The sequence below is a fragment of the Mesorhizobium quangtriensis genome, assembly GCF_040081925.1.
Classification (GTDB): Bacteria; Pseudomonadota; Alphaproteobacteria; order Rhizobiales; family Rhizobiaceae; genus Mesorhizobium_K; species Mesorhizobium_K quangtriensis.
Genome location: NZ_JBEBMF010000002.1, coordinates 387,321 through 403,818 on the forward strand (window position 1 = coordinate 387,321; position 16,498 = coordinate 403,818).

The 16,498-nt window shown below is 62.7% G+C and carries 14 protein-coding genes; 9 read left to right on the plus strand and 5 right to left on the minus strand.

What is annotated here, in order from left to right:
- Positions 1–120 precede the first annotated feature (120 nt).
- From ABMA32_RS10595 to ABMA32_RS10615, 5 genes are all read left to right on the plus strand, one after another.
- Entirely contained in the window at positions 121–420 is a 300-nt protein-coding gene (locus tag ABMA32_RS10595; RefSeq protein ID WP_349013732.1) for a virulence factor, read from the plus strand.
- A gap of 23 nt (positions 421–443) precedes the next feature.
- Positions 444–1,097 carry a methylenetetrahydrofolate reductase C-terminal domain-containing protein gene (locus tag ABMA32_RS10600; RefSeq protein WP_349013733.1) on the plus strand — a complete coding sequence of 218 codons (654 nt, stop codon included), beginning with the start codon at positions 444–446 and terminating at the stop codon, positions 1,095–1,097.
- Positions 1,094–2,194, plus strand: coding sequence for a methylenetetrahydrofolate reductase (locus tag ABMA32_RS10605; protein ID WP_349013734.1), 1,101 nt, complete (start codon positions 1,094–1,096; stop codon positions 2,192–2,194). Before ABMA32_RS10600 ends, ABMA32_RS10605 begins: the two co-directional genes overlap by 4 nt.
- A gap of 81 nt (positions 2,195–2,275) precedes the next feature.
- A complete protein-coding gene (locus ABMA32_RS10610; RefSeq protein WP_349013735.1) occupies positions 2,276–3,343 on the plus strand; it encodes a methyltetrahydrofolate cobalamin methyltransferase in 1,068 nt (355 codons plus the stop codon).
- Positions 3,344–3,370: 27 nt separating this feature from the next.
- On the plus strand, positions 3,371–5,434 hold the full coding sequence (locus ABMA32_RS10615; RefSeq protein WP_349013736.1) for an ASKHA domain-containing protein: 2,064 nt from the start codon (positions 3,371–3,373) through the stop codon (positions 5,432–5,434).
- On the opposite strand, the gene ABMA32_RS10620 is transcribed toward ABMA32_RS10615, so the two are convergent.
- Positions 5,435–6,337 carry a LysR substrate-binding domain-containing protein gene (locus tag ABMA32_RS10620; protein WP_349013737.1) on the minus strand — a complete coding sequence of 301 codons (903 nt, stop codon included), beginning with the start codon at positions 6,335–6,337 and terminating at the stop codon, positions 5,435–5,437.
- A 216-nt stretch (positions 6,338–6,553) separates the two neighbouring features.
- Between ABMA32_RS10620 and ABMA32_RS10625 the strand changes: the two genes are divergently transcribed.
- From ABMA32_RS10625 to ABMA32_RS10635, 3 genes are all read left to right on the plus strand, one after another.
- A complete protein-coding gene (locus ABMA32_RS10625) occupies positions 6,554–6,739 on the plus strand; it encodes a hypothetical protein (protein WP_349013738.1) in 186 nt (61 codons plus the stop codon).
- A 341-nt stretch (positions 6,740–7,080) separates the two neighbouring features.
- The gene (locus ABMA32_RS10630) at positions 7,081–7,218 is read left to right on the plus strand and encodes a hypothetical protein (RefSeq protein WP_349013739.1); all 138 of its coding nucleotides are present in this window, start codon (positions 7,081–7,083) and stop codon (positions 7,216–7,218) included.
- 313 nt (positions 7,219–7,531) lie between these two features.
- Complete coding sequence (locus ABMA32_RS10635; RefSeq protein WP_349014713.1) at positions 7,532–8,470, plus strand: GlxA family transcriptional regulator; 939 nt, start codon at positions 7,532–7,534, stop codon at positions 8,468–8,470.
- A gap of 14 nt (positions 8,471–8,484) precedes the next feature.
- Here ABMA32_RS10635 and ABMA32_RS10640 read toward each other — a convergent pair whose 3' ends face one another.
- The 4 genes from ABMA32_RS10640 to ABMA32_RS10655 form a co-directional block, all read right to left on the minus strand.
- Complete coding sequence (locus ABMA32_RS10640) at positions 8,485–9,333, minus strand: DUF1194 domain-containing protein (RefSeq protein ID WP_349013740.1); 849 nt, start codon at positions 9,331–9,333, stop codon at positions 8,485–8,487.
- A gap of 110 nt (positions 9,334–9,443) precedes the next feature.
- Complete coding sequence (locus ABMA32_RS10645) at positions 9,444–12,005, minus strand: GcvT family protein (protein ID WP_349013741.1); 2,562 nt, start codon at positions 12,003–12,005, stop codon at positions 9,444–9,446.
- A 156-nt stretch (positions 12,006–12,161) separates the two neighbouring features.
- Positions 12,162–12,425 (minus strand): hypothetical protein, encoded by a 264-nt coding sequence (locus ABMA32_RS10650; RefSeq protein ID WP_349013742.1) that lies wholly within the window; start codon positions 12,423–12,425, stop codon positions 12,162–12,164.
- A 117-nt stretch (positions 12,426–12,542) separates the two neighbouring features.
- Positions 12,543–15,020, minus strand: a complete 2,478-nt coding sequence (locus ABMA32_RS10655) for a mechanosensitive ion channel family protein (protein ID WP_349013743.1) — start codon at positions 15,018–15,020, stop codon at positions 12,543–12,545.
- Positions 15,021–15,233: 213 nt separating this feature from the next.
- On the opposite strand from ABMA32_RS10655, the gene ABMA32_RS10660 reads away from it, so the two are divergent.
- Positions 15,234–16,493, plus strand: a complete 1,260-nt coding sequence (locus tag ABMA32_RS10660; RefSeq protein WP_349014714.1) for a sarcosine oxidase subunit beta family protein — start codon at positions 15,234–15,236, stop codon at positions 16,491–16,493.
- Positions 16,494–16,498: the final 5 nt, after the last annotated feature.

Genomic DNA, 16,498 nt, shown 5'->3' on the forward strand with positions numbered 1-16,498 from the left:
ACACTTTTCTGTTTGCGTCATCGCAATGCGTCGCTTTTGAATGCGCGCGCGTCGTCGGGTGAGAAGCGGGCGAATTGCGCTTCCGGCAATGCTGAAATGCTTGAAATTTGCGAGAAATCCATGGCCGACCTGATCATCGTCTACTGGCGCGACATCCCCGCGCAGGTCATCGTCAAGAAGGGCCGGCAGAACGCCAAGCGCGAACTGCCGCTCCGCTTCACCGAGGCGATCGACATGGCGGCGATGCGTTCCGGCGCGGCGGAGACGGACGCCTATCTGGCGGAATGGCGCAAGGCCGACCCAGTGAGCGTCGGTGACGATCTGGAAGCAGAAGCTGACAAGGCGGCGACCGCGATCGACGCCGAATACTACCGCGAGCGGCTGGTGGCGCTGGCCAAGGCCGGCGGCCGGCTTTCCTGATCCACGCGCGAGGCACGGCAGAAATGTCCGAAACCCAGCCAATCTCGACGACAGCCAAAGGCCCGGCCAGCGCCGCTGCGGAGACGATTCCGCCTTCCGCCACCGGCGGCGTGACGCAGGCCACCGTCGTCAAGAAGACCGCGCCGAAATCCGACTACAAACCATCAGACGTGTCGCCACAGCGGCGCGTACAGCGCAGCTATTCCATCCGTCTCTGGTCGATCCGCCACAGCCGTATGCTCGAGTGGTTCTACGCACGCTTCGCCGACCTGTTCCTGATGCTGCATCCACTGTGGAAGGGCATCGGCTATGGTCGCGTCGAGGCGCCGATAAAATTCGTCGAGAAGCGCGTGAAGGGCCTGATGTTCGACTGCCGCATGTGCGGCCAGTGCGTCCTCTCCTCGACGGGCATGTCGTGCCCAATGAACTGCCCCAAACAGTTGCGCAATGGCCCCTGCGGTGGCGTGCGCGCCAACGGCAATTGCGAGGTGGAGCCCGACATGCCCTGCGTCTGGGTGAAGGCGTGGGAAGGTTCGCGCAACATGGTGAAGGGCGATGCGATCCTGGCCGTACAGAAGCCGGTCGATCAGTCGCTGCGCGAGACGTCGGCATGGCTGCGGGTTACGGCCAATGCGGCGGCGGCGCGCGAAGCGGCGAAAACGGGAGCCTCGGCATGAGCCAGAAGCGGCCGTTTCATCCGGACGAGAACCCGGCCGGCATCGACTTGCCGCTGGACCTGCTGCCCGGCCATAGCTCTCGTGGCAGACTTGAGCGCGTGCTGCGGCGCGGCGAATTCGCGGTGACGACGGAACTCAATCCTCCCGACAGCGCCGACCCTGAGGACGTCTATAACCGCGCGAAAGTGTTCGACGGCTGGGTGGACGCGATCAATGCTGTCGACGCGTCGGGCGCCAACTGCCACATGTCGTCCGTCGGCATCTGCGCGCTGCTGACCCGCATGGGCTATGCGCCGGTGATGCAGATTGCATGCCGCGACAAGAACCGCATCGCCATACAGGGCGACGTGCTGGGCGGCGCGGCGATGGGCGTAGCCAACATCCTCTGCCTGACGGGCGACGGCGTGCAGGCCGGCGACCAGCCGGGTGCGAAGCCGGTGTTCGACCTCGATTCCACATCGCTGCTCGAAACAATCCGCATCATGCGCGACAATGGCAAGTTCCTGTCGGGGCGCAAGCTGACGACGCCGCCGCAGGTTTTCCTCGGCGCAGCAATCAACCCCTTCGCGCCGCCCTATGATTTTCGCCCGATACATCTGGGAAAGAAGATCGCGGCCGGCGCGCAGTTCGTGCAGAGCCAGTATTGCTTCGACGTGCCGATGTTGAAGACATTCATGCAGAAGGCGCGCGACCTCGGTCACACTGAGAAAGTCTTTGTGCTTGTCGGCGTCGGGCCTCTCGCCTCGGCCAAGACCGCGAAATGGATCCGGTCGAACGTGCCGGGCATCCACATCCCGGACGCCGTGATCACGCGGCTGGAGGGCGCGCAGGACCAGAAGAAGGAAGGCAAGCAACTCTGCATCGACATCATCAACGAGGTGAAGGAAATCCCCGGCGTGTCAGGCATCCATGTGATGGCCTACCGGCAGGAAGAATACGTTGCCGAGATCGTCGATGAATCGGGCGTGCTGAAGGGCCGCCGGCCATGGAAGCGGGAGTCGCGCGCAGACGATGCGACGGTAGCGGCACGGCTTGACCACCTGCTGAAGGACGACGTGACAGAAACCCAGGTCGACATGGTGAAGTCCGCGCACTGACGGCGCGCACCCGCCCAACCATGTCGCTTGACGAGATCAGATAACGATATAAAGAAGTCTTTATATCATACGGAGAGATTCATGACCCGCACGATCGTCGCCTCGGCGACCCGCGAAATCGTCATCGGCTTCGACCAGCCCTTCTGCGTCATCGGCGAGCGGATCAATCCGACCGGCCGCAAGGTGCTGAACGAGGAGCTGGAGCGCGGCGACTTCTCGCGCGTCAAGACGGACGCCATTTCCCAGACCGAGGCTGGCGCGACGGTCCTCGACATCAATTCGGGCGCGGTCTTCTCCAACATGATGGCGCAGGATCCGCGCTATGCCGACAACAACTTCGTCGAGCCCATCCTGATGCCGAAGCTGATCGAAACCGTGCAGTCGGTCGTCGATACGCCGCTCTGCATCGACTCATCGGTTCCCGGCGCACTCGAAGCTGGCTTGCAGACCGCCAAGGGCCGCCCGCTCGTGAACTCGGTGACTGGCGAGGAAGAACGGCTGGAAAAGGTCCTCCCGCTGATCAAGAAGTACAACGTCGCCGTCGTCGCCATCTCCAACGACGACACCGGCATTTCCGAAGACCCGGATGTCCGCTTCGCCGTCGCCAAGAAGATCGTCCAGCGCGCAGCCGACTTCGGCATCCCCGCCCATGACATCGTGGTCGATCCGCTGGTCATGCCGATCGGCGCGATGGCGACCGCCGGCCATCAGGTCTTCACCCTCGTTCGCCGCCTGCGTGAAGAGCTTGGCGTCAACACCACCTGCGGCGCATCGAACATCTCGTTCGGCCTGCCGAACCGCCACGGCATCAACAACGCCTTCCTGCCCATGGCCTATGCCGCCGGCATGACCAGCGCGATCATGAACCCGGTCGCGCTGCCGGTCGGCCCGACCAAGATCGCCGAGAAGAAGGCTGAGGTCGAGGCGGCCGGCATCATGCTGCCGCCTGACATGGACGACGAAACCTTCGTCAAGCTGTTCGGCCTGGGCTCGACCAAGCCGCGTCCGGGCAAGGAGATGGAAGCGATCCGCGCCGCCAACTTCCTCCTCAACCAGGATACGGGCGGCGCCGCCTGGATCAACTTCAACCGCGACCCCGGCGCTGCTCCGCGCGGCCGCAATCGCGAAGGACGTCGCTCGCGGGGTTAAGGAAGCCCCTGCCCGCATCGCATTGCCATGGATAACAACCGCCAAACCGATCCCCTCGTCCTGTTCATGCCGTCAGGCAAGCGCGGGCGGTTTGCCGTCGGCACGCCTGTGCTCGACGCAGCACGCCAGCTCGGCGTCTATGTCGAGAGCGTGTGCGGCGGGCGGGCGACCTGCGGGCGCTGCCAGATCGAGGTGCAGGAAGGCAATTTCGCCAAGCACGGCATAACCTCCACGCTCGACCACATTTCGCCCAAGGGTCCGAAGGAAGAGCGCTACGAGCGCGTGCGCGGCCTGCCCGAGGGCCGCCGCCTTTCCTGCTCGGCGACGATCCAGGGCGATCTCGTCGTCGACGTGCCGCAGGACACGGTCATCAACGCGCAGACTATCCGGAAAGCCGCTACCGATCGCGTGATCGAGCGCAATGCGGCGGTGCAGATGTGCTACGTTGAGGTCGACGAGCCCGACATGCACAAGCCGCTCGGCGATCTCGACCGCCTGAAAGTGATGCTCGGCAAGGACTGGGGCTGGAAGGATCTTCTGGTCGCTCCCTATCTCGTGCCGCAGGTCCAGAAGATCCTGCGCAAGGAAAACTGGGCGGTCACAGCCGCGATCCACCGCGACATGGAATCGTCGCGCCCCTTCATCATCGCGCTTTATCCCGGGCTGAAGAACGAAGCCTATGGCATCGCCTGTGACATCGGCTCGACGACCATCGCCATGCATCTGGTTTCGCTGCTGTCTGGTAGAATCGTTGCATCAGCAGGCGCGCCTAACCCGCAGATAAGATTCGGCGAAGATGTGATGAGCCGCGTCTCCTACGTGATGATGAACCCCGACGGCCAGCAGGCGATGACCAAGGCCGTGCGCGACGCCGTCAACGACCTGATCGGCAGGGTCTGCACCGAAAGCGGCGTCGACCGGCACGACATCTTCGACTGCGTGTTCGTGGCCAACCCGATCATGCACCACCTGTTCCTCGGCATCGACCCTACCGAACTCGGGCAGGCGCCGTTCGCGCTCGCCGTCTCGGGCTCGATGCAGTTCTGGGCGCACGAGATCGGCATCGACGTCAGCCCCGGCGCTCGCCTCTACACCCTGCCCTGCATCGCCGGCCATGTCGGCGCAGATGCGGCCGGCGCGACGCTGTCGGAAGGCCCTTACCGACAGGACCGCATGATGCTGCTGGTCGATGTCGGCACCAATGCCGAGATCGTGCTGGGCAACCGCCAGCGCGTCGTGGCGGCCTCGTCACCAACGGGACCTGCATTCGAGGGCGCGGAAATCTCATCTGGCCAGCGCGCCGCGCCGGGCGCGATCGAGCGGGTGCGCATCGATCCTGTGACGCTGGAACCCAAATACCGCGTCATCGGCGTCGACAAATGGTCGGACGAACCGGGCTTCGAGGAGGACGCCAAGGCGACGGGGGTGACCGGCATCTGCGGCTCCGCGATCATCGAGGTCGTGGCCGAGATGTATCTGACCGGCATCATCTCGGAGGACGGCGTCGTCGATGGGAACCTCGCGTCGAAGACGCCACGCATCTTCAACGCGGGCCGTACCTTCTCTTACTTGTTGCGAGACGGGGAACCGCGCATTTCGGTGACACAGAACGATATCCGCGCCATCCAGCTCGCCAAGGCCGCGCTTTATGCGGGCATCAAGCTTTTGATGGACAAGCAGGGCGTGAACGAAGTCGACACGATCCGCTTCGCCGGCGCGTTCGGCTCTTTCATCGATCCGAAATACGCCATGACGCTCGGTATCATCCCGGACTGCGAACTGTCAGAGGTGAAAGCCGTCGGCAATGCGGCCGGTACCGGAGCGCTGATGGCACTGCTCAACCGCGAGCATCGCCGCGAGATCGAGCAGGAAGTGTCGAAGATCGAAAAGATCGAGACGGCGCTGGAGCCGGACTTCCAGCAGCTCTTCATTAACGCGATGGCGCTGCCAAACAAGGTTGACGCGTTCCCGAAACTGTCGGCTGAAGTTACACTGCCGGCCCGAAAGGTGCTGGCCGAGGGAGAAGGCGGCGACAACGCGCCACGCCGCCGCTCAAGGGAAGAACGCGCGGCGCGCAGGTCGCGCGACTGATCAGAACCACTTACCCGTCTGGCCGTAGACCTCGAAGGTCGCGCGGATGTGGTCTGCTGCGGCCTTTACCGGCGCGCTGGCGTCCGGCGCGACGAACATGGCGAGGCTGTAGGTGCCCATCTCGGGCAGGCCGTCTTTCGTGCCAAGCTCGACCATGTCGCTGTTGAGGAAGGATTTGGGCAGCGGCGCGACGGCGAGGTCGGCCATGATCGCCGAGCGCTGGCCGGTGGCGTGGGCGCTCATATACGCGATGCGGTAGTTGCGCCCCTCGCGACCGAGCGCTTCCAGTGCGCCGGCCCGCCATGCGCAGCCCTCCTCCCAGATGGACACCGGCAGCGGCTCCTTCATATGCGCGCAGCCGCCCTTTGCTCCGGCCCAGACGATCGGTTCCGTCAGCAGAACTTCCGCGCCGGTCATCGGATTCTTGGAGGACCGGGTGACGAGCGTCAGGTCGAGTTCGCGATCATCCATGCGCCGCCGCAGATTGCCGCTTTGGTCGACGATGACATCCACCGCGATCGATGGATGTGACTGTGCGAAGCGCTTGAGAACATGCGGTAGCACGCGCTCGCCATAGTCGTCAGGCGAGCCTATGCGCACGACGCCTGCGATGTCGGGAATGATAAACTTCGATACCGCCTCACGGTTGATGGCCAGCATGCGGCGGGCATAGCCCAGCAGCATCTCGCCATCGGTCGTCAGCGACACCGAGCGCGCGTCGCGCGCGAAGACGGACCGGCCGAGAATGTCCTCGAGCTTCTTGATCTGCATGGAGACCGCAGACGGTGTGCGGAAAACTGCATTCGCCGCCGTGGTGAAGCTGCCCGTTTCAGCGATGGCGACGAAGGTTCGAAGCACATCGAGATCGAGCAGCGGCAGCGGGTGATTGAGCGGTGCGTTCACGGTTCCGTTCCTTCAATTTCCCTGATCTAAAACATCATTTCATTTCGTTTGATTGAACACCAGGTCGGCCTCATAGTCAATGTCATCGAAGCTTCGTTGTGCGGTAACACTACCGAAACAGGGACGGCCTAGATGCGGAATGAAGCGGAAACCGAACGCCCTTAGTCAGGGCAACCCGGACAGGGAAGGGTCCGGCAAACACGAGAGGAGATCGTCATGTCCATAATTTCATCCATCGGCCGCCTGGCCGCCGAATTCAGCGCCGCCCGCGCCCGCTACCAGACCGAGCGGACCATTCGCTCGCTGCCGGTCGAACTCCAGAAAGACATCGGCTGGCCCGATGCCTTCGAGAAGAAGGTCGGCCAGAACCATGGCGTCGGTTCCTGGTCGGGGTCGAAGTAAACGTGAAACCGAAAGCAAACAGGCCTGCCGCATTTTCCCTTGACGCGGCAGGCCTTCTTCTCCGCGCAGGCACGCTCCTACCCATGCAGGCCTTGCATGGCGCACATGAGCAAGCTGCATGGCGACACAAACATCAGATTAATTATCTGTAAACAAAGCGAAATTCCGGATTTGAATTTGCCTTAAAAAAAGGTCGATGTCGTTTTTACGTCGCGCCGCTTCGCTTTTACCGCTTAAATATTCGGCAGCCACGCCTATATCCGCGCCATCCAACGAGATGCCCCACTCCTGAGCTCTTCTGCGAAGGCACCCCGTGTAACCTCGATGCATGGAGACGTGTCATGAAGCTTTTCGCTCGCCTATTCGGCAAACGCCGTGAAATCAACCTGACGACCGCCCTGGAACGCCAGAAGCTCGGCCGCACGATGCCTGGCCAGACCGGCGCAATGGCTGGCGCACGCTTCGGCGCGCTCGTCTGAGAATATCGCTAGCGCGGGCTTCGTAGCGGCCCAAGGGACGCTCGCCCGCATCTGAAACCGCCGCAGGGCCTAACGGCCAGCGGCGGTTTTCTTTTGTGTGCAGGCGAAAGGCCGCCGCTGGCCAATTTGCGACCATGTCGCAGATTTAATCATGAGACACTCGCCGCACCCATTGACAATAAAGGGATTCTGATGGCGCTTTGCTGATAGCGACATCCTGTTCGCGTCATCACCGCAGCGGAGAGCCACGTTGAACGCCGCCAAACTGCCTGCAAAGAGGTCGTTCGTCTTCTTTCTGGTCCCCGATTTCACGATGATCGCGTTTGCGACCGCGCTGGACCCGCTCAGGATGGCGAACCGGATGCTCGGCTACGAGGCGTACACGTGGCGACTGGCGAGCATCGACGGGCGGCCGGTGAAAGCCTCCAACAGCGTCGAGTGCGCAGTTAACACCTCGCTCGAGGACGAGCGCCGCCGGATGGCGGGACCGGACAGGCCGGACATGGTGATCGTCTGCAGCGGCCTTAACGTCGAAACCTACAGCAATCGCACCACCTTCGCCTGGCTGCGCGAGGAATATAACCGCGGCGTCGCGCTGGGTGGGCTTTGCACCGGCGCCCATATCCTTGCCGCCGCCGGCCTTCTCTCAAACAAGCGCTGCGCCATCCATTGGGAAAACCTGCCCGGATTCGCGGAAGCCTTTCCGAAAGCCAACGTCTTTGCCGACCTCTTCGAGATCGACCAGAACATCTACACCTGCGCCGGCGGCACGGCCGCGCTGGACATGATGCTGAAGCTGATCGGCGAAGACTACGACGACAATCTCGTCAACCGGGTGTGCGAACAGGTGCTGACCGATCGCGTCCGTAGCCCGACGGATCGCCAGCGTCTGCCGCTCAGGGCCCGCCTGGGCGTCCAGAACGCCAAGGTACTTTCGATCATAGAACTTATGGAAGCGAACCTCTCCGAGCCGCTCTCGCTGATCGAGATTGCCGACGACGTCGACCTTTCGCGCCGCCAGATCGAGCGGCTGTTCCGCGCGGAGATGGGCCGTTCGCCCGCGCGCTACTATCTCGAAATCAGACTCGACCGCGCCCGCCACCTGCTTGTCCAGTCGTCCATGCCGGTGGTGGAAGTGGCCGTCGCCTGCGGATTCGTCTCCGCGTCGCATTTCTCCAAATGCTATCGAGAGCTTTATGCGCGCTCGCCGCAGCAGGAACGGCTGGACAGGAAACAGTTGCTGGCGGCATAGGCACTTGCCGTCCTTTAGCGCTGCTGATCGTCCCACATCCAGCTTCGGTCGCGCCACATCTTCTCGCCGACCATACAATCGATCGGCTGCTCGGCCTGCACATTGACCACCGGCAGTTTCTCGCCGGCCATTTCCGCACGCCAAGCCGGAGATAGAGGGCCGGCGAGTTCCAGCACCAGCTTGCGCCTGACCGCCTCCGGAAATTGCGACCAGTCGTTGACCGGAATCATGAAAGCTCCCGGCCCGCCGATCACGCAATCCGTGTAATAGCGGTCGAGGTCGACGACATCGAAGGCGCTGGAGAAGCCGGCCGTCGTCATCAGCGGCAGCCCATTGATGACGATGCCCTGCGCGACGACCGCGTCCCGCGACACCTGAACCGGCGCGCCCTGGTTGTTCGGGCCGTCGCCGGAGATGTCGATGACACGCTTCTGGCCGCTGTATTGGCTTTCGGCAAAGAGATCCGCACCAAATTCGAGTGCGGCTGCGATCGACGTGCGCCGCGCGCTGTTCGGCGGTTGCGCCGACAATCTCGCGACGACGCGCTCGGCGTCGGCCTTGTTGGCGATGACGGTCCAGGGCACGATGATGTGGTGCGAATTGACGCCGGCCCATTCAAAATAGGTGATGGCGATCTTGCCGTAGGCGCCGTCCGCGATGGCCTGCAGGACCCGCTCGTGCGTCAGCGCGGCGGCATAGCCGTCACGCTGGATGTTGAGTTCCATCGGGGACATGGAGAGCGAGACGTCGACTGCAAGAACAAGTTCGACATCGACCTGTTCGACGGCGCTTGCATGCGAGGCCATCAGGACGGCAGCGATGCCGCCCAGAACGACCCGCCATAGACGAAGCAGACGAGACATGGCCCAAGGCTAGGCGATGCAAACACACCCCGGCAAGCAAGCCGGGGCAACAATACTTCACAATCGCGCGACTGCCGTCTGCCGATCAGGTCGAGGTCGATGAAGCGTGCTCAGCTCCTCGGCTTCAGGTTCTCCGGATCGTAGAGCGGCTTGTAGCCGACGGCTGCGACCTCCACGGGAAAGCTTTCGGCGAAATACTCGACCGCGAGCTTGCGACCTTCCTGGCAATAAGCCCACGGCAGATAGGCAAGCGCGATGTTCTTGCCCAGCGTCGGACCGTAAGCGACGGAGGTCGTGTAGGAGCGGCGACCGAGTTCGTCGACCAGCACCTCACCGGTGGCGGGGTCGAGGACCGGCATCATCCCGACGGGATAACGGACTACGCCCTTGGCGTCTTTCGTGTCGGTCAGGACCAGCGTGCACAGCATGGCCGGCTGGTGGTCGCGGGCCTTGTATTCGAGGTGCTTCGCCTTGCCGCGGAAATCGACGTCCTTGACCTTTGGACGGGCAAGATCGGACTCGATGAGATTGTACTGCGTCAGCAGGTCCGCGTTCTGCAGCCGCAGGCTCTTTTCCATGCGCCGGGAGTTGGCGTAGGTCTCGACGCCGAAGGGCATGACGCCGGTGGCGCGGAGCGCATCCCAGACGGCAAGACCGTCCTCATATTTCATGTGCAGTTCCCAGCCCTGCTCACCGACATAGGAGATGCGGAAAGCCGTGACCGGCTTGCCCGCGATCTCGATCTGCCTGATCGCTGCGAAGGCAAAGTTTTCGGGGTCGAGCCCGGCCGGATCGGCGACAACCTTTTTCAGCGTCTGGCGAGCATTGGGGCCCCAGATGCCGATCGTGATGTATTTCTCGGACGTGTCGGTGATCTTTACGTCGAGGCCGCGATCCTCGGCAACGCGCTTCATGTAGTGGAAGTCGCGCGGGCCGGCGTCGGCGCCGTTCACGAGGCGGCAGCGGTCGGCCATGCGGAACACGGTGAAGTCAGCTCGCACCATTCCCTCATCGTCGAGGAAGTGGGTGTAGATGCCCTTGCCGATATTGGCGTCGCCGCCGATCCTCGCGGCGCAAAGCCATTCGAGCAGTTCGACATGGTCGGGCCCTTCGATGTCGACCATGTGGAAATGGCTGAGGTTCACGATGCCGCAATCCTCGCTCATGGCGAGATGCTCGGCGTTCGACACGCGCCAGAAATGTCTGGCATCCCACTCGTTTTCGCGGACGGGCACCCGGTTGCCGTACTTTTCCAGCAGGTGATCGTTGGCGGCGTAGCCGTGAGCGCGTTCCCAGCCGCCAAGCTCCATGAAATGTCCGCCGAGTTCTTTCTCGCGTTCGTAGAAGGGCGAGCGCTTGATGTTGCGGCCGGTCCCGTACGGCTCGCGCGGATGGACCGCAGGATAGTATATCTTCTGCGCGGCTTCGCGCGTGCGGCCTTCGATAAAATCCTCGGTCAACTGGTGCGGGTAGAAGCGCGAATAGTCGATCGAGTTGTGGTCGATCTCGGTGCGTCCGTCGGTCATCCAGTCGGCGATCAGCTTGCCGTAGCCGGGACCGTCCTTGACCCAGATGGCGACGCAGTACCAGAGTCCCCGCACCTTCTGGCTCTCGCCGCAGGACGGCCCGCCAGCGGCCGAAACCTGCAGCAGGCCGTTGAAGGAATGGCCCTCGTTGTAGCCGATTTCGCCGAGGATGGGGGTCAGTTCGATAGCGCGCTCCAGCGGCTCGATGATCTGTTCCATGTCGAGGTCGCGCTGCGACGGCGACAGGCGCGCCTGGTTCTTTTCGAGGATGTCGCGCGGATGGCAGAGGCGCGGATTGTCCGTCTCGTAATAGCCCCACTCGATCTGGCCGCCCTCGGTGGTCTTGGGGTCGCCGGTGTCGCGCATGTAGGCCGAATTGCCCTGGTCGCGCAGCAGCGGATAGCCGATCTCCTTGCCCGTGCCTGCAAATTCCTCGAAGGGACCGAAGAAGGTCAGCGGGTGATCGACCGGCATCACCGGCAGATCCTCGCCGACCATTTCCGCGATCAGCCGCCCCCAGATGCCGGCACAGACGATGACGTAGTCGGCCTCGATGGTTCCGCGAGGCGTGACGACGCCCTTGATGCGACCGTTCTCGACGATCAGTGACTGGGCGGGCGTGTTGGAGAAGGTGCGCAGCTTGCCGGTCTTTTCGGCAGCGTCGACGAGCTTGCCGGCGACCGTCTGCGAACGCGGCACGACAAGGCCTGCATCCGGGTCGAACATGCCGCCCATGACCTTGTCTTCCTCGATCAGGGGGAAGAGCTTTTTGATCTCGGCGGGCGAAACATAGTGCGCGCGCGTGCCAAACGCCTTGGCAGAAGAAAGCTTGCGCTTGATCTCGTCCATCCAGAAATCGTGGCCGGTGCGCGCGACCTCAAGACCGCCGATACGGGCGTAGTGCCCCATCTTTTCGTAGAAATCGATGGAATACTGGGTCGTCCAGACGGATAGATAATCGTGGCTCGTCGTGTAGCAGAAGTCGGACGCGTGGGCCGTGGAGCCGATGTCGGTCGGGATGCCCGACTTGTCGATGCCGACGATGTCGTCCCAGCCGCGCTCGATCAGGTGATGCGCGATCGACGCGCCGACGATGCCGCCCTGCCCGATGATGACGACCTTCGCCTTTGACGGAAACTCTGCCATTGCCACGACTCCGAGGATTTTCGCGGCAGACTATAGAGCGGCAATCGGATCGGGTTGAAGCCTGTTTGCGACATCGCGCCAATACGGCGCGACCAACCGTGTCACAAACGAAAAGGCCGGGCATAGCCCGGCCTTTTACACGACGTGGCGAAGCGCCTACTTGATGCGGGCGACGCCGCCCTTGATCTCGATCGTCTCGCTGCCGGTCAGCGCTTCGATGTCGCCGTTCGGCAGCGTCACGAAGCAGCCTGCAGCGCAGAAATCTGCGGTTTCGCCGCCACCGACGACGAGTTCGGATTTGCTGCCGCCCTCGGTGACGATCAGCGTGCGTGGTTCGCTGTCGAGATTGACCGCGCTCGCCGCATGTGCGGACACGCCGCCAGCCAGCAGCAAGGTCGTGGCGACTAGGGTCCTGAGCATTTCATTTTCGGCTTTCGCCGCCTCTGTTGCGGGGCCAACAGCCCCTTTTCGGCGACCTTATAGGACAACCAATCTGAACGGCAACTGAATGCCACGTTCACGCCACAATCGGGAAACTCAGGATGGATCCGGCTTGCGTACCCGCGAGCCCCGGCGCTTTGCTACGGCTTTCCGCTCGGCCAGAGCCGCCTCCTCAAGAGCCTTCTTCTCAATCAGCTCCGCTTCGTCGCGCTCGTCGTCGGTCGGCCAGGCGTCCTGCGGCTTGGGCATCTCCGCGCGTGGCGTTGACGGGATTTCGATGCCCTCGGAATCGAAGACGTCCAGGATGGCGAAACGGATGTCGTTCTGTACCCCACCGCCATTGGTCACGTCGCCGAGGAAGACGCGAACTTCGAATTCGAGCGCCGACGGACCGAAATTCGCAAACGAGACGAAGGGCTCGGGATTTCTCAGCACCAGCGGATGATTCCGGGCGATCTCGAGAAGCACGGCATGAACGCGCTTGGCGTCCGTGCCATAGGCAACGCCGACCTTGATGTCGACGCGACCCAGCTTGTTACGATGGGTCCAGTTGCCGACCGCGCTGTTTATCAGCTGCGAGTTCGGCAGGATGACGCTCTGGCGCTGGAACGTCTCGATTTCGGTGGCGCGGACGCTGATCTTCTTGACCGTGCCCGAAACATCGCCCGCGACGATCCAGTCACCTGCCTTGAAGGGACGCTCAGCGAGAAGGATCAAGCCCGACACGAAGTTGGATACGACGTTCTGAAGGCCAAAACCGATACCGAGCGACAGACCACCTGCGATGAGGGCGAAGCTGGAGAGGTCGATGCCCGCCGAGGAAATCGCTATCAGCGCCGCGAGTGCGAGACCGGCATAGCCGACCACGGTCCTAATCGAATTGCGTACGCCGGTGTCGAGCCGACCACGTGCCATCACGGAGCCGTCGAGCCAACCTTGGAACCAGCGGGTGACGAAGTAGCCAACGATGAAAACGACGATGCCGGTGAGGATGCCGACCGGCGAGAAGCGGAACGTGCCGATGCTGAAACCGGAGCCGAGCTTGTAGGCCCAGGCCTGGATATCGCCGGGCTGGAAGCCCCACATGAACAGGATCAGCGGCAGGAAGACGAGCAGCACCAAAAGGTTGATGGCGAGGCTGACGACCAGGCCGAATTGGTCGAGCGTGGTTGGGTCAGTATTCGACTTGGCGGTCAGCCAGCGCCCCACGGAGGTCTCGGCAAAGCCGCCCTCCGCGCCGATCGCGCGTGCTGACAGGAAACCGATATAGGCCGTGACAAGGATGGAGCCGGTGATGACGACCTGCTGGGCCACGAAAGTCGCGAGGCCGATATAGCCCAGCAGCGCCGTGATGATGATGAACAAGCCGAACCCTATGGCGATATAGCGCAGCCAGCCGTGCCATGGCTTCCAGTTGTCCGCCTCGTAGCGCAACAGCCCGACAAGGACGAGCAGCGCACCGACGATGAGCGATGACAGAAAGCTCCTGACAATGGTGAGCGAAAGCGGCGAGCCCATCGTGGTGTTGACGACCGTCAGGAAGTTGTTGAAGCCGATCACCACGGCCATGGCCGTCAGCGCAAGCACCAGCCTGCGTGCCGTACGGGTGTCGATCGAAATCAGGCGCCAGTTGGGGAGGCCCGGCGACAGCGCAGCGTCGGCCAGCCTGTTGACGCAGAAGATCACGCCCACAACGGCGAAAAGCGAACTCAGGTAAATCCCGATATCACCGCGCAGAACGTTGAAATAGTTGAAGAAAAACAGCGTCGCCGCGAGAAAGACGCCGAACGTCACCGTCGGCAGCAGCGTCGACCAGAAGGCAACCGACAACCTGCTCAGATAAGACGGATCTTCGGCCGTCGGGTCTGCGTGGATCAGCCGCCTGAACACCCTCCTACCGCCGACCAGCAGCACGGCCGCGGCCGCGAGGGCGAAGAACGCCGCCGCGAGGACGGATTGGAACTTGTATTTGACGACAAAATTCAGCCAGGACGAGATAGCGCGGTAGAAATTCGTGTATTCCGCCTCGACATCACCAAATGTCTCGCCGTCGAAGGCCTGTGTCAGCGAATAGCGCTTGGTCAGCACGTTGCGGAACAGTTCGCTGCGGAGTTCGCCGATCCGTTCGATCAGCCCGTTGACGCGGATCGACAGCGACTCGGCCAGGCCGAGTACGGCATTGATCTCGCCTTTTTCGGTCAGCAGCCCTTCGCGCTCGACGGAGACAATGTCGAGTTCCTGCTGGCCCTCGGGCGGAGCAGGGCCAAGCTGGTCCAGCCGCGCATTGATCTCTGCCAGCCGGGGGCGAAACGCCACAGCACTCGAGAATAGCTCGCGCGCCAGCTCTTCCAGCTTCAGCCTTATTTCGACAAGCTTGCCGTCCTGCTCGCTGTTTGCGGCAATGTCCTTCTCAAGCGCGTCCGCACGCGCGGTGTATTCCTGGATCGTCCCGCGTTGCTGCTCAATGAGCGGGTTGGCGGTGTTGCCGAGACCTTGCGCGAAAGCCGCCGGCGCGAGGATCGCGAAGGCGAGTACGACCAGAACGACTGTGCGCCAAAGGCGGACGAAAGGCATGGAACCCCTGATAAACCTTGCAGTTCGACCGAACCGCAAGCAGACTACTTCCCGGACCTGTAAAGACGCGGCCCTTGATAAAGACACCCGTAAGGGCGGGCAAGTCGCCTTGATCCAAGGGGGTCGGCCATGCGAAAGGCAATGGCGCAATCCTGACCTTGGCACAAAGGGCTGCCTTGTAGTCTGCGCTCCTTCCAGAGAACCATGGCAACAATGCGGGAATATTCGGCCTATACGCTTCTGAAGAACGCGCTGAGCGGAAACAGCGACTGGAAGCCGGCGTGGCGGAAGCCCGATCCGAAGCCGAGCTACGACGTGATCGTGATCGGCGGTGGCGGGCACGGCCTGTCGACAGCCTACTACCTCGCCAAAGAGCACGGCATCACCAACGTTGCCGTTCTGGAGAAGGGTTATCTTGGTTCCGGTAATGTCGGCCGCAACACGACCGCCGTGCGCTCCAACTACCTGCTGCCGGAAAACCATCGCTTCTATGAGCATTCGATGGATTTGTGGGAGAACCTCTCCCACGACTTGAACTACAACGTGATGTTCTCGCAGCGCGGCTGCCTCAACCTCGCGCACACGCCGGGGCAACTGGACGAGTATGTGCGGCGCGGCAATGCGCTGCGCCATTCGGGCATCGATTCCGAACTGATGTCGGTCGCGCAGATCAAGAAGCTGGTGCCGGCGCTCGACACCTCCGGCTCGGCCAGATTCCCCATCCTCGGCGGTGTCATGCAGTGGAGCGCGGGCACCGCGCGCCACGATGCTGTCGCATGGGGCTATGCGCGCGGCGCGGACCGGCGCGGCGTCGATATCATCGAGAATTGCGAGGTAACCGGCTTCCTGCGCGACGGCGATCAGGTAACCGGCGTCACCACTTCGCGCGGCGAGATAAGGGCGAAAAAGGTGGCCGTCGCGGTCGCCGGTAGCACCGGCCGCGTCATGAAGCTCGCCGGCATCGAGACGATGCCGATAGAAAGCCAGGTGCTTCAGGCCTTTGTGTCGGAGTCGCTGAAACCCATCCTCGACACCGTGCTGACCTTCGGCATGGGGCATTTCTATGCGGCTCAGTCCGACAAGGGCGGCCTTGTCTATGGCGGCGCGCTCGACGGCTACAACAGCTATGCCCAGCGCGGTAGCCTGCCTCTGGTCGAGGAAGTGCATTCGGAGATGCTGGCGCTGTTCCCGAGCTTCGCCAGCCTGCGCGTGCTGCGCTCTTGGGGCGGCTTGTGCGACATGTCGATGGATGGTTCGCCGATCATCACGACGGGCCCCCTGCCCGGCATGTATCTCAATGCCGGCTGGTGCTACGGCGGCTTCAAGGCGACGCCGGCTTCGGGATGGTGCTTTGCGTGGACGATCGCCAAGGACGAACCGCATGCGCTGAACGCCCCCTTCACGCTCGACCGGTTCCAGCGCGGCATCCTGATCGACGACAAGGGTCAGGGCGCGACGCCCAACCTGCACTGAGGGAG

Excerpts from the sequence above, each read along its gene's own strand:
- ABMA32_RS10635 (WP_349014713.1), top strand. The coding sequence starts at position 7,532 with ATGATCGCGTTTGCGACCGCGCTGGACCCGCTCAGGATGGCGAACCGG.
- ABMA32_RS10640 (WP_349013740.1), bottom strand. The coding sequence starts at position 9,333 with ATGTCTCGTCTGCTTCGTCTATGGCGGGTCGTTCTGGGCGGCATCGCT.
- ABMA32_RS10630 (WP_349013739.1), top strand. The coding sequence starts at position 7,081 with ATGAAGCTTTTCGCTCGCCTATTCGGCAAACGCCGTGAAATCAACCTG.
- ABMA32_RS10650 (WP_349013742.1), bottom strand. The coding sequence starts at position 12,425 with ATGCTCAGGACCCTAGTCGCCACGACCTTGCTGCTGGCTGGCGGCGTG.
- ABMA32_RS10655 (WP_349013743.1), bottom strand. The coding sequence starts at position 15,020 with ATGCCTTTCGTCCGCCTTTGGCGCACAGTCGTTCTGGTCGTACTCGCC.
- ABMA32_RS10615 (WP_349013736.1), top strand. The coding sequence starts at position 3,371 with ATGGATAACAACCGCCAAACCGATCCCCTCGTCCTGTTCATGCCGTCA.
- ABMA32_RS10645 (WP_349013741.1), bottom strand. The coding sequence starts at position 12,005 with ATGGCAGAGTTTCCGTCAAAGGCGAAGGTCGTCATCATCGGGCAGGGC.
- ABMA32_RS10625 (WP_349013738.1), top strand. The coding sequence starts at position 6,554 with ATGTCCATAATTTCATCCATCGGCCGCCTGGCCGCCGAATTCAGCGCC.
- ABMA32_RS10595 (WP_349013732.1), top strand. The coding sequence starts at position 121 with ATGGCCGACCTGATCATCGTCTACTGGCGCGACATCCCCGCGCAGGTC.
- ABMA32_RS10605 (WP_349013734.1), top strand. The coding sequence starts at position 1,094 with ATGAGCCAGAAGCGGCCGTTTCATCCGGACGAGAACCCGGCCGGCATC.
- ABMA32_RS10610 (WP_349013735.1), top strand. The coding sequence starts at position 2,276 with ATGACCCGCACGATCGTCGCCTCGGCGACCCGCGAAATCGTCATCGGC.
- ABMA32_RS10600 (WP_349013733.1), top strand. The coding sequence starts at position 444 with ATGTCCGAAACCCAGCCAATCTCGACGACAGCCAAAGGCCCGGCCAGC.
- ABMA32_RS10660 (WP_349014714.1), top strand. The coding sequence starts at position 15,234 with ATGCGGGAATATTCGGCCTATACGCTTCTGAAGAACGCGCTGAGCGGA.